Source organism: Cloacibacillus porcorum, from assembly GCF_001701045.1.
In the GTDB taxonomy this organism is placed as follows: Bacteria; Synergistota; Synergistia; order Synergistales; family Synergistaceae; genus Cloacibacillus; species Cloacibacillus porcorum.
In genome coordinates this window covers 79,504-91,711 of record NZ_CP016757.1, presented here as the reverse complement: position 1 = coordinate 91,711, position 12,208 = coordinate 79,504, and the positions used below count along the sequence as shown (strand labels likewise).

Here is a 12,208-nt window from a genome sequence, read left to right as displayed (position 1 = left end):
GCCGTAAACGATCACACAAAAAAATCACCTTTCTTTGATACCCTCTCTAATGGGAATTATTCCATACTCGCCGGTAAGCGTATCAAGCGAAACACCGCTCTCAGTGCCGTTCAAAAAACGTACCCGCCAAAGCAGATTCTCCTTATACACAAGTCCGATATCGCTGACCGCGTAACCTATATCAGACCAGGCGCGCGCCCTCTTCCTCATGCCGAACCTTATCATCTGGGGTATGCGCGCGCCGTCGAGCTCCTCTTTGGATATCCTCGGAGTTACCACCTCTTCAGCGGCGGCCTCCGTTTCATAGACGCCCTCCGGAGGCGGGAAACCCGCCCCCGAATTCACCGCGTCGACCGCCAGAAGCAGACGCTCCCGGCGCGGAGCGATAAAGGGAAACTTTACCGAGACCTCTAAATCGAGAAGCCAGTACGGGTAAAAATAGCGTCCGCACCGACCGGCCTCGGAGAGATTATCCGCGACCTCCGCGGGAAGCTCAGTTACCCGCCGGCGCCAACACCTTATCAAAAAACTCCCTCCGTTCGTCCGCGGCGGCGCGCGCCTCGCAGCTCACGGCTGCCGATGCGCCGGCGGCGACCGCTTTGGGAATATCCCCATATTCGGCGGCAGTCTCAAAGAGCGCAAGCGTTCTTTTATGCGGCGGCTCCGTAAACAGCGAAACGACGACCAGCACGGCCACGGCGACTACCAGTCCCGCGATGAAGGGATGCAGCCCCAGCAGGTTCCAGCTGCCCAGCGTCGCTCCGACATAGATAAAGAGGGAACATACCATACTGGCGATAACCCCGGCGGCGGTCGCGCGCTTCCAGAATACCGAGAAAAGATTGGGCACTCCGAAGGCAAGCGCCATCCCGCCGAATACAAAAATCACGATCGTAAATACAAGCGCGGGCGGATTCATGGCGACAATAAAAGAGAGCACGGCGACGATAAGAACAAGCACCCGTGAGATGAAAAGCCGCTTTTTTTCCGGTATTTCGCGCTTTGAAAAACGGTTAAGCAGATCATGCGCGATCGTTGAGACGAGAAGCAGTAGGAAAGAGTCGGCGGTCGACATCAGCGAGGCGACGGCGGCGGAGCTCAAAAGACCGGCCCAGAAGGGCGGAAGCACCGAGAACCAGAGCTTCACGCCAGCCTGCTCCACATCGGCGAGTCCCTCGCCGAGGATCACCCTCGCGAGACTGCCCGTCATATAATAGACAAAGCTGAAAAGTACGACGAATACCCCGGTTATGAGCATCGCCTGGCGCGCCGTACTCGGGTTGCGCATGGAGAAATGCTTGATCGTTATATGCGGCATCCCGAAGCTGCCCATAATGATGAGAATTATCGGCGTGGCCGCCGCCAGCAGACCATAATAGGCCATGTCTGGCCCCCAAGGCGTGACGAGCGCGGGATTTACCGCGCCCAGCTTGTCGTTCAGCGCGGCAAAGCCCCCAACCTTGAAAAGGGCCACCCAGAAAAGCACCTGCGTCCCGCCGAACATCAGCAGCCCCTGAATAAAGTCCGTATAAACCACCGCCAGATAACCGCCCATTATCGTATAAAGAAGGACGACGGCGCAGCCGATCAGCATGCCGGTGAAATACTCCGTACCGAATACCACGCTCAGCAGCTTGCCGGAGGCAGTCCACTGCGCCACCAGGTGCATACTGACCGTAAGCAGGATCACAAGCGCGGCGATGACGCGCAGCGCCGGCGAATTAAAACGTTTCTCGTAATACTCCGGCAGGGTTATCGCGCCGAGCAATTCGGAATATTTCCGCAGGCGGCGTCCGAGAATGCCGAAGCTCAGGGCGTTGCCCGGAGCATCCCCCGTAGCCCACCAAAGCACGGAATACCCGCCCGCATACCCAAGGCCGGGGGCCGCCGTGTACGTATATCCGCTCATATAAGAGGTTATCAGAGCAAAAGACGAGACCCACGGACCGATCCTTCTTCCGCCGATGAGAAAATCCTCATAGGTATTCCCGATCCTCATCGTAACGACGCCAATGAGACATATCACCAGCAGATAAATAAAAAACGAAATAAGCGCCCAGTTCATAAAACTACCCCCTAAACTCTGTAATCATCTAGCCGACTCTCTTCTCGGCCTCTTTTTCCTTTTTTCCCATGTAAAAATAAAGCGCGACGACCAACACCAGCACCAGCGCCTGTCCGGCAAAGAGCATCCAGGTTCCCGACTGCCAGAAAATTTCATTTCCGCTCATACATTTTCCACCTCCTTCGCCCGTAAAAATTTAAAAATTATTCCAACATATACTTTTCATATATCTTTTGAGCGGCACAGACCTTGTTCATATAAACATATTCGTCCATTTTGTCGTCAAATACCCGTTCCCCGGGACCGAGGATCACAAATGGAACGCCGAGCTCCTTGACGACGACCGAAGAGTCGGAGAAATAGCCGAGTCCGGACCTGGCGTTTTCGATCCGCTCACGCCGGCAGATAGATTCGATCCGCCTGACGAGAGGCGAATCCGCGCTCACACCGACCGGCGGACGCGCGTTCAAAATGCTGTAATTTATCGAAAGGCCTGGGACCTCTTTCGTCATCGCGGCAATCAGACGGTCGATATTCTGAATAAAGACCGCAAGGTCGACGCTCGGTATCAGCCTTATATCGATATTCCCGCACGCTGATTCCGGCAGGATACATATCTCCCTTTCGCTTGTAAAAACCCCCGTCAGATACACGGTGGAGCCGCCCAGCAGAGAGTGCGGCCGCGCCTCCTTCAGCAGTCCTTTGATACGGCGGACAAACTCCAGCAGCCAATAAAGCGCGTCAACCCCCTTTTCCGCCTCCAGCACATGCACGCGCCGGCCGAGGACCTCGGCCTTCATCCACACGGCGCCCTTCTGCGCGGTAGCGATGCCAAGCCCGGTAGGATCGGCAAAGATAACCTCTGAAATACCTTCAAGGAACCCGCCCTCAAGAAGCGACTTAGCCCCCATCCCGTCGTCATCGCCGCCCGCCGTGAAACAGAGCCGCGTCTCCCCGGAGGGCAGGCGTCCCGCTTCCAGCAGAGAGAGCGCCGCGGCGCAAATCGCGGCCACGCCGCCCTTAGAGCTGGAGGCGCCGCAGCCGTAAACCTTCTCCCCGTCAAAATCGGCTGCAAACGGGGCATGTAGCCACCGCCGCGGCTCAAGCGGATTCACCGTATCCAGATGAGCCATCAAAGCCCTCTTTACGCCACTTCCGCCGCCTCTCAGCGAAAGAACCATTGAAGCCCTGTTATTCCCGTGACGGACGATATTGACCGGCACCCCGTAGGGCTCAAAAATCGAAGCGATATACTTAACGACATCCAATTCGTCGCCCTCCGGCAAACAAGAGCGGATGCGTATCAGATTTTGCAGTATCATCAAAGTCCTTGCGGAATATTCCATCTATCCACGTCGCCTCCAAGCGGCAATTCTTACAAGGCTGCCGATTATTTATGAGATATTAAATATTATTTTAATTTTTGTATATGGAAGCAACTTATAAATATAATTGGGAGTTACTTACAGAGACATACAAACCGCCGCCTCCTGTTCGGAGACGGCGGCGGATTAATCGTATATTTAGCGGCGGAAGGTCAGGCCAGATCTATAAGATTGCCGTCCGCGCCAAATTCCATCTCGGCGGGGCCGGTTACTATTTCAAGGGCCGGATTCTTTTCTACCTCCGGCAGGTAATTCTCGGAGACCCAGATATGGTCGAGTTCGAGGGTGTTATGAATCCTCACGATGCGTACGTCTTTTATCTCCGTCTTGCCGCAGGCCGAGGCGGCGGCGTAGATCGTATCAAGATCGTTGTTCATCACCATCGGGATCTTCGCCATGCAGAGAGGGGAGGAGAGGCTGTTTGTATAGGTCGCGCCAAGGTCGAGCTCCTGCGCGAATTTACGGCAGACGAAGTCCGCTATTCCAAGTCCCGCGGCGTTGCCGTGGCTCATCTCCGTCATACGCAGAATGGCGATTTTTTTCGTATGCGGATATCCTTCCATATGTTTTTCCGGCGCGAACAGAAAACGTCCGGTAATATTCGGGTCCATGCCCGCGCCGCTTATCTCCTTGCCGTACTGGTCGACGACGAGCGTGTCGATATCCTCAAAGGCGATCTTAGGCATCGCCGCAGCCGCCTCTTTAAGCAGCTCCGGCTCGCGTGCGAGCACATCCTCCGGCATGACGGCCTCAAGACGTTTAGTCTGATGATAGGCGTTGTCTATCAGCGCCATCGCGAAGAGGACCCGCGTCTTTTCGAGAAAAATCTTCGCCGAACTCTGGAGCCTTTCGCTCATGCCGAAAATCCCCCCGGTTTTATGGAAGGATACGGCGCCGCGGTGCTTGCCGAGTCCCACGACCATCATCTTGCAGAGGCCGCTTTCAACGGGGCCGCGGAAATCGGTGTGCGGCTTCACTCGGCCGCAGACGACGATATAATCGGCGCCGTAGGCGTTCACGTCGCAATTCACCTCCACGCCCTCGGGAGACCTCCCGAGTACGACGGTATCCATCGCGGCGGCGATGGGCATCTCAAGGCTCTCATCCGTCATACCGAGCGAGGCCAGCACCTCTATCTGCCCCTCCGCGGTACCGCCGCCGTGGCTGCCCATCGCCGGAACGACGAAGGGCTCGGCGCCCCTGGCACGGAGTTCACGGCCGATCGCACGGCAGCACTCCATAAAATTAGGAATACCCCGGCTGCCGGCCGTGACGGCGACGCGCTTTCCCTTTAAATCTGGCAGCGGCAGCTTAGATATCTCTTCATGCACGGCGCCGTCAATATCCATGACATGCTCATCCGAAAACTTCTGTTTGATCCTTAACATTTTGGAAAAGCCTGTAAAATTGGTCTTTATCAATTTATAGTTGATCTCTTTATCAAAAAACACGGCTATCAAAGTCCTTTCCTGACGCCGCGCCGATAAGATCAGCGCAGACGTGCTTTTCCCACAAATCCCTGTTCAAAGAGGTCCGACGTCGGTACGATCTGTCCAAGCCGGACCATGGCGACTATAGTGCGCCGCAGATGCTCCTCCGCAAAGAGCTCGGCCCCGGCGGAATCTTTTGCCTCGATCAGCTCGTAGAGCCGGACATGGTCCTGATAGGCGACCAACCGGCCGCCATGTGCCCCGGGAGAGGTATTGATCCTCATCATCGACATGCCCTGCTCAATGATAGAGTAGACCCCCTCGTAGATGCGAGACAGATAAGCGTTGTCCGCCGATTCCACGATCACCGTATGAAACGAGGTATTCCAGTAAGCGCCCTCTTTGGCCGCCTCTTCTCCGGCCTGCCCGGCAAGCTCTTCCATATGTTTCAGACATTCCTGAATCTTTATAAGATCCTTCTCACCGCGTCTGGCGGCCGCAAGTCCCGTAGCCAGCGGTTCAATGATCTGGCGGACCTCCATCACCCTTGAGAGGATATCGGCCGGCCAGCCCCGTACCCGGTGGAGCATCATTCTGGCTTCGTTTTCTTCGTTTGAGGAGAGGAATATTCCCTGCCTGTCACGAATATCGATCACACCCATCGCGTCCAAGGCAATGAGCCCCTCGCGCATTACCGGACGCGTCTCGCCAACAGCTTCGGCCAGCTGTCTCTCCGGGAGGAGTTTATCGCCGACAACAATCTCACCGCTGTGGATCTTTTCCAGCAGTTTTTCTATAACAAGCCTTCTTTTTTCGTTCATGATAAATCCTCCCACTGTTATTTCGCATTGTTCTCCATAATCGTCAGTTTTTGCCATATATACCTTGAATATACACTAACATAAGATTCTTGCTTTTGTGAAAAATCTTACTATATTATAACTATTACTCGCAAAAAACTGAACATGAGAACTTTTTTATTTTATATGCTAGATTTTAATTACCTCCTTTTATACGTTTTCAGCGGCAAGTTTTGCTTCGTTTGCGCTGTAAATTCAGCATTCTTTTTAATAAATATTTTTTTCATTATTAATTCCACTAATTTGTGAAAATCTTTAATATTTTGATTATATCCGGATTTTATTATTATCTCCTTTGTGATTTCATTTATATTGATCTACCAAGGCGTACCTTGCATTTCTGTAACAATGGCATTATAATGCCTCTAAGCAAAAAAATCTAGTATGCCATGGTAGACCAACAAGGATTTTTCAGGGAGGTTTTATTTTTGGAACATTCGTTCAGCGTCATTATCATCGGAGGCGGGGTAGTCGGCAACGCAATAGCCAGGGAACTCTCTCGTTTTCAGTTGACGGCGGCGCTCTTAGAAAAAGAACCTGACGTCGGGATGGAGACAAGCTGCCGTAACAGCGGCGTTCTGCACTCAGGCATAAACTACAAACCAGGGACGCTGCGCGCTAAGCTCGCCGTTCGCGGAAACTCAATGATGGACAGGCTCTGCGGCGACCTGAAGGTAAAGATAAAAAGAATCGGCAAGCTCACGACCGCCCTTGACGAAGACGAGCTGCCGGGGATCAAGCGGCTTATGGACCAGGGTACGGCTAACGGCGTGCCGGGGCTTAAGGTTCTTGAGAACGCGGAGATGCGGAAGATCCAGCCCGGCGTAGAAGGCATCGCGGCGGTATGGAGCCCTACAAGCGCGATAATATCACCTTACGGCCTCACGATAGCGCTTGCGGAAAACGCGCACGCGAACGGCGTTGAATTTTTCCTTGGACGCGAGGTTACCTCCATCGCAAAGGAAAACGACGGGAAATTCACCGTTAAAACAGCCTGCGGGGAGACTTTTACCGCGGATATCGTGATCAACGCGGCCGGACTCTCCAGCGGCAGGATCAGCGCGCTGGCCGGCGTTGCGGCGGGCAATAACGGCGAAAGCCTCAGGATCTGGCCCTGCCGCGGCGAGTATTACGTGCTGGACAAACGTCTTGACGGTACGCTCAAGACCCTCATATATCCCGTCCCCGGCGCGAAGGACGCGGGGCTCGGCATTCACCTCACGCCGACGGTTGACGGCAACATCCTGATCGGGCCGAGCGCCGACTACATCCCAGAAGAGATCCCTGAGGATTACTGCGTCACCGCTCCCGTTCTCGAAGATCTCAGGAGAGAGGGGCAGAAACTCCTGTCAGATATTAAGATGAGCGACTTTATCCGTAATTTCGCCGGCAACCGACCCAAGCGCACCTCGCCCGCCGAGGGGGGAAACGGAGACTTTATCATCGAAGAGGCTAACGGCCTCGGCGGCTTTATAAACATCGTCGGCATCGAAAGCCCGGGGCTCACCAGCGCGCCGGCGATCGCCGAAATGGTGCGTGATATCGTCGCCAATCATATGGCCCTTAAGGAAAAGGAACTTTTTATCGCGGAGCGTCCAGGATTCGCCGGGCATTTCTGCGATCTTCCCAACGAGGAGCAGGAGCGTCTCGTTAAGGAAAACCCGGAGTACGGCGAGATCATCTGCCGCTGCGAAAAGATAACGAAGAAAGAGGTCCGCGACGCGATCGAGAACACGCTCGGAGCAAGGACCCTTGTAAGCATCAAGTACCGCGCGAGGAACGGCATGGGGCGCTGTCAGGGCGGCTTCTGCACGCCGAGGATCGTCCGTATGCTGCGCGACGAGTACGGCTTTACCCCCGAAGATTACCTTTTCAGAGAGGCCGGCTCCAATCTCTTTACCGGCAATGTACGGGAAGGAGAGGACAGATAATGGTGCGTGAAAGACATGACCTGGTGATTATCGGCGGCGGCCCCGCGGGGCTTGCGGCGGCGGCGGCGGCCAAAGAGGCCGGATGCGGCGATCTGCTGCTGATAGAAAGGGACCGCGTGCTCGGCGGGATCCTGAATCAGTGCATCCACGACGGCTTCGGGCTCCACGCCTTCAAAGAGGCCCTCTCGGGACCGGAATATGCCGACCGTTTCATAAAGAGGGTACGCGAGCTCGACATCCCCGTGATGGAGAAGACTATCGTCCTTGACCTGTCAAAGGACAAGGTGCTGCGCGTGAGCCGCGAGGGCGAGATCAAGGAGATCGAGGCCAAGGCAGTCGTGCTGGCGATGGGATGCCGCGAACGCACGCGCGGCGCACTTTCAATCCCCGGACACCGGCCCGCCGGCGTCTACACGGCGGGTACGGTACAAAATCTCGTCAATCTGGAAAACATCATGCCTGGAAAGCATGTCGTCATCCTCGGCTCGGGAGACATCGGCCTCATCATGGCGCGCCGTATGACGCTTGAGGGGGCAAAGGTGGAGGCTGTCTTTGAGGTGCTTCCCTATTCCAGCGGACTTCAGAGGAATATCCGCCAGTGTCTCGACGATTACGGCATTCCCCTCTACCTCGCGACGACAGTGATAGATATCTACGGTCCGAACGGGCGTCTTGAGGGAGTGACGGTGGCGGAGGTCGACGAACGGCGCCGCCCCGTTAAAGGGACGGAGCGTTTCGTCCCCTGCGATACTCTGCTTCTCTCCGTCGGCCTCATCCCGGAAAACGAGCTGACCCGCGAGGCCGAGGTACTGATCGACAGCGTAACTCAGGGCGCAGACGTTGACGACAGCTGCATGACAAAGATACCGGGTATCTTCGCCTGCGGCAACGTGCTCCATGTCCACGACCTCGTCGACTTCGTCTCAATGGAGGCCGCGCGTGCTGGGCGGAACGCGGCGCTTTACGCCGCAGGCAGGCTTGCCGGACAAAATAAAGAGGTCGCGGTAAAGGCCGGCGAGGGCGTCCGTTACGTCGTCCCGCAGCGTATCAGCCGCGGTGAAGACGTCTCGCTCGCCTTCCGCGTCACAACCCCCTCAAGCGGAAGGGTGATCGAGGTCCGCGACGGAGAGCGCGTGCTGAAGACAAAAGAGGAGACGCGCCTGCACCCGGCGGAGATGGTGTGGGTCGAGATGGGAAAGATGGATCTTGAGGATATCAACTCTCTGGAGGTGCGCGTGAGATGATCGAAAAGGAATTTATCTGTGTCGTCTGCCCTAACGGCTGTTCGATAAAGGTCCGCTACGAAGAGGGCAACCCGCCTAAGCTGACCGCCGCAGAGGGCGCGCGCTGCCCGCGCGGCAGGAGCTGGGCGCAGCAGGAGATAGAGAACCCGATGCGCACCTTCTCGTCAAGCGTCCTCGTCGAGGACGGGGATTTCCTTGAGGCCAGCGTCCGCCTCACAAAGCCCGTGCCGCTCGCCAAAGTATTCGCGGTGATGGAGGAGATAAAGAAGATAAGGCTCCGGGCCCCGCTCTCTATCGGCGATGTGATCCTCACCGACCCCGCGGGAACGAAGACAGAGGTAATCGTGACAAGAAACGTGCCGTTAAAGGCAAAATAGATAATTTGTTCCATAAATCAAGGGAGGATGCTATTATGAGGGATTATGTAGTGAAGTATGAGGATCTTTGCAGGGTCACAAAGGAAATGTTCATGGGGCTCGGATATTCCGATCTCCAGGCTTCGACCGTCACCAACTGTCTGGTGGAGGCGGACCTGCGCCACAAACATTCGCACGGCGTCGCCGCGATGATGACCTATGTCAGCCATCTTAAGGCGGGGAACCTCCACCTGGACGCTCCGGAACCGACGACGGTCTTTGAAACTCCGCTCTCTCTCGTCCTTGACGGACATTCGGGCGTGGGCTACTGCATAGCCGACTTTGCCGTCAAAAAGACGATTGAAAAGGCCAAAAAGAGCGGCGTCTGCATCACGACGGTCCGCCAGGCGAACCACTACGGCTTCGCGGCCCACTGGACGGAGATGATGGCCCAGGAGGGGCTCATCGGCATCTCCGCGACAAACACCGTCCGCTGCGTCTGCCCGACAAGAAGCGCGGAGCGCAATCTCGGCACAAACCCGATGACGTTCGCCTTCCCAACCGCCGGGGACGAACCGATGTTCAACCTCGATATGGCGACCTGCGTCATGGCGCACGGCAAACTCGTCCGCAGCCAGGTATTTGCGGAAAGCGGCGTGCTTCCCCGCGAGGTGATTATCGACGGCAAGGGTGAAGTGGTAACGGACTTTAAAGAGGCCCTTGAAATCCTCCATCACGGAGACGACAGAAGCGACGCGCCGAAGCCAAACACCGGCGGTCTCGTTCCCCTGGGAGGGGTCACGGAGATCTTGAGCGGACATAAGGGTTACGGCCTCGCGATGCTCGTCGAGCTTCTCACGGGCGGCCTTGCGGGCGGCACGCCCAGTAAATTCATCCCGCTCGCGCACGAGGGCATCTGCTTCTTCTTCATGGCAATTGACCCGGCGCTCTTCGGCGACCCGAAAGAGGTCCGCGAACATATCAAATACATCATCAATGAATACAGAAAGACGGCGGCGCTTGATCCGAATATGCCTGTGATCATGCCCGGCGACAAGTCCCGCGCGGCCCGCGCCAAGGCGATGAGGGACGGCATCGAACTGAGCCCCGAAATTATCGATATTTTGAGAGAAGTAGCCGGAATAACGAAAAAAGAGGCGGAGCTTGAATCTATCTTAAAACATGATTAACATCTAAAAGTTTTTAAGGGTTAATAAATTAAAAACACTTGCTTTTAATGAAAGGAGGACCGCGGCAAAGTTTTTTATTTGTGTGGGGCACAACAAAAGACTGTAAATAAAACTTGGAGGTTGGTAATATGAAAAAGAGTATCAGCGCAATTCTCATTTCCGTTATTCTCGTAACATTCGCATTCGGCACGGCCTTCGCAAAGGAAGAGTACCGTATAAAGTTCGGTTACAGCGCCTCGGACAAAGAGGCTAACATCATCACCTTCTACAATACCTTCGAAAAGTATGTGGAAGAGGCTTCCGGCGGACGTATCGCCGTCGACGTTTACGCAAACGCCCAGCTTGGCGGCGAACGCCAGATGCTTGAAGGAATGACCCTCGGCACGATCGAAATGGCGATGCTCTCGCCCGGTATCGCCGCGAATATCGCGCCTAAGTTCCAGGTCATCGACCTGCCCTATCTCTTCAACGACAGGGCCGCCGCCTATAAGGCGCTGGACGGCAAACTTGGACAGACCCTCAACGATCAGATACTGCCGAAGGGCGTCCGTCTCCTCTGCTTCCCTGAGAACGGTTTCCGCCAGATCACAAACAATAAGGCTCCCATAAAGAGCCCCGCCGATCTTAAGGGAGTCAAGGTCCGCGTCCAGCCGATTCCCGCCCACCTGGAGCTCTTCAAGGCCTTCGGCGCCAATCCGACCCCCGTCGACTTCGGCGAACTCTACACCGCCCTGCTTCAGAAGACCGTCGACGCGCAGGAAAACTCCATAACCCTCATCTACAGCTCAAAGCTCTACGAGGTGCAGAAATACCTCACCATGAGCAATCACGTCTACGCCCCATCGGCGGTTTTCATGAGCGAAGCCTTCTATAAGAGGCTCCCCGCCGACCTCCAGAAGATCGTCATGGACGGCGCGAAGAAATTCCGCGACGCCTCCCGCGCTAACCAGCAGAAGGAGGGCGATCGTCTGCTTAAGGAAATGGTGGAGAAAAACGGCCTCAAAGTCTACTCTCCGACAGACGCTGAGATGAAGCAGTTCCGCGATGCGGCTCAGTCCGTCTACAAGACGATGGAACCGGTTCTTGGCAAAGAGCTGATCGACATGGCCCGCGAGGCGAACAAGAAATAATTTTGTAACGCCAAATAATGGGAGAAGGGGGGCTTTTCCCCCTCCCTTCTCCGGTTTTACCGAAGGCCTGAAAGGAGCTGTACGATGCTGAAATTTCTAAACAACATCGAAGAAAAATTCCTCGTTTTAAATCTGCTCATCTCCACCCTTATAGTCTTCATGAACGTAGTGCTCAGATATGTGTTCAGCGCCTCGCTCTCATGGGTAGACGAGGCGGCGCGCTATATGTTCATCTGGCTCATCTGGATCGGAGCCGATTATACGCTGGCGAACAGAAAACACCTGCGCATAGACATCATCTCGGCAAAGCTCCACGGAAGGGCCCGTCTCGGCCTGGAGCTCTTTGTAATGACGATATGGTGCGGCTTCTGTATCTTTCTCGGCTACCAGGGAGTCAAGCTCGTACGCGTAGTCGTCGAACAGCAGCAGCTTTCAACGGCGATGCAGATCAGTATGGGCTGGGCCTATCTATGTATCCCCCTCTCAGGGATATTTATGGCCATACGTCTCGTTTTTGACATCATCAACATTTTCCGCACCGGCGAGATAGAAAAACCGGTGCTCAGCGAAGAGGAAGAGATGATCGAAGAAGCTAAGAAAGGAGTGACGATGTAACC

General features: G+C 55.2%; 12 protein-coding genes. 6 read left to right on the top strand and 6 right to left on the bottom strand.

Annotated elements, in window-relative coordinates; all coding sequences use genetic code 11:
* Positions 1-24: 24 nt before the first annotated feature.
* From BED41_RS00415 to BED41_RS00395, 6 genes are all read right to left on the bottom strand, one after another.
* The gene (locus BED41_RS00415) at positions 25-525 is read right to left on the bottom strand and encodes a hypothetical protein (protein WP_066741664.1); all 501 of its coding nucleotides are present in this window, start codon (positions 523-525) and stop codon (positions 25-27) included.
* The gene (locus tag BED41_RS00410) at positions 494-2,065 is read right to left on the bottom strand and encodes a sodium/proline symporter (protein ID WP_066741662.1); all 1,572 of its coding nucleotides are present in this window, start codon (positions 2,063-2,065) and stop codon (positions 494-496) included. Before BED41_RS00410 ends, BED41_RS00415 begins: the two co-directional genes overlap by 32 nt.
* A 28-nt stretch (positions 2,066-2,093) precedes the next feature.
* Complete coding sequence (locus BED41_RS16285; protein WP_157102216.1) at positions 2,094-2,231, bottom strand: hypothetical protein; 138 nt, start codon at positions 2,229-2,231, stop codon at positions 2,094-2,096.
* A 37-nt stretch (positions 2,232-2,268) separates the two neighbouring features.
* On the bottom strand, positions 2,269-3,411 hold the full coding sequence (locus BED41_RS00405) for a M20/M25/M40 family metallo-hydrolase (protein ID WP_066741659.1): 1,143 nt from the start codon (positions 3,409-3,411) through the stop codon (positions 2,269-2,271).
* A 191-nt stretch (positions 3,412-3,602) separates the two neighbouring features.
* Complete coding sequence (locus BED41_RS00400) at positions 3,603-4,838, bottom strand: nickel pincer cofactor-dependent isomerase, group 22 (protein ID WP_066748694.1); 1,236 nt, start codon at positions 4,836-4,838, stop codon at positions 3,603-3,605.
* Positions 4,839-4,939: 101 nt separating this feature from the next.
* A complete protein-coding gene (locus BED41_RS00395; protein ID WP_066741656.1) occupies positions 4,940-5,701 on the bottom strand; it encodes a FadR/GntR family transcriptional regulator in 762 nt (253 codons plus the stop codon).
* A gap of 467 nt (positions 5,702-6,168) precedes the next feature.
* Between BED41_RS00395 and BED41_RS00390 the strand changes: the two genes are divergently transcribed.
* The 6 genes from BED41_RS00390 (at position 6,169) to BED41_RS00365 (ending at position 12,206) form a co-directional block, all read left to right on the top strand.
* Positions 6,169-7,671 (top strand): NAD(P)/FAD-dependent oxidoreductase, encoded by a 1,503-nt coding sequence (locus tag BED41_RS00390; RefSeq protein WP_066741654.1) that lies wholly within the window; start codon positions 6,169-6,171, stop codon positions 7,669-7,671.
* Entirely contained in the window at positions 7,671-8,915 is a 1,245-nt protein-coding gene (locus BED41_RS00385; RefSeq protein ID WP_066741651.1) for an NAD(P)/FAD-dependent oxidoreductase, read from the top strand. Before BED41_RS00390 ends, BED41_RS00385 begins: the two co-directional genes overlap by 1 nt.
* A complete protein-coding gene (locus BED41_RS00380) occupies positions 8,912-9,292 on the top strand; it encodes a DUF1667 domain-containing protein (protein WP_084002140.1) in 381 nt (126 codons plus the stop codon). The genes BED41_RS00385 and BED41_RS00380 overlap by 4 nt, the downstream gene beginning before the upstream one ends.
* Positions 9,293-9,327: 35 nt before the next feature.
* Positions 9,328-10,461: an Ldh family oxidoreductase gene (locus tag BED41_RS00375; protein WP_066741648.1), complete on the top strand. Its 1,134-nt coding sequence runs from the start codon at positions 9,328-9,330 to the stop codon at positions 10,459-10,461.
* Positions 10,462-10,589: 128 nt separating this feature from the next.
* Entirely contained in the window at positions 10,590-11,591 is a 1,002-nt protein-coding gene (locus BED41_RS00370) for a TRAP transporter substrate-binding protein (protein ID WP_066741646.1), read from the top strand.
* A gap of 84 nt (positions 11,592-11,675) precedes the next feature.
* Positions 11,676-12,206, top strand: a complete 531-nt coding sequence (locus tag BED41_RS00365; protein WP_066741644.1) for a TRAP transporter small permease — start codon at positions 11,676-11,678, stop codon at positions 12,204-12,206.
* Positions 12,207-12,208: the final 2 nt, after the last annotated feature.

Bases quoted from the DNA above. Each gene is read 5' to 3' on its own strand.
- BED41_RS00400 (WP_066748694.1), bottom strand. From the start codon at position 4,838: ATGTTAAGGATCAAACAGAAGTTTTCGGATGAGCATGTCATGGATATT.
- BED41_RS00395 (WP_066741656.1), bottom strand. From the start codon at position 5,701: ATGAACGAAAAAAGAAGGCTTGTTATAGAAAAACTGCTGGAAAAGATC.
- BED41_RS00370 (WP_066741646.1), top strand. From the start codon at position 10,590: ATGAAAAAGAGTATCAGCGCAATTCTCATTTCCGTTATTCTCGTAACA.
- BED41_RS16285 (WP_157102216.1), bottom strand. From the start codon at position 2,231: ATGAGCGGAAATGAAATTTTCTGGCAGTCGGGAACCTGGATGCTCTTT.
- BED41_RS00380 (WP_084002140.1), top strand. From the start codon at position 8,912: ATGATCGAAAAGGAATTTATCTGTGTCGTCTGCCCTAACGGCTGTTCG.
- BED41_RS00405 (WP_066741659.1), bottom strand. From the start codon at position 3,411: ATGGAATATTCCGCAAGGACTTTGATGATACTGCAAAATCTGATACGC.
- BED41_RS00365 (WP_066741644.1), top strand. From the start codon at position 11,676: ATGCTGAAATTTCTAAACAACATCGAAGAAAAATTCCTCGTTTTAAAT.
- BED41_RS00385 (WP_066741651.1), top strand. From the start codon at position 7,671: ATGGTGCGTGAAAGACATGACCTGGTGATTATCGGCGGCGGCCCCGCG.
- BED41_RS00410 (WP_066741662.1), bottom strand. From the start codon at position 2,065: ATGAACTGGGCGCTTATTTCGTTTTTTATTTATCTGCTGGTGATATGT.
- BED41_RS00375 (WP_066741648.1), top strand. From the start codon at position 9,328: ATGAGGGATTATGTAGTGAAGTATGAGGATCTTTGCAGGGTCACAAAG.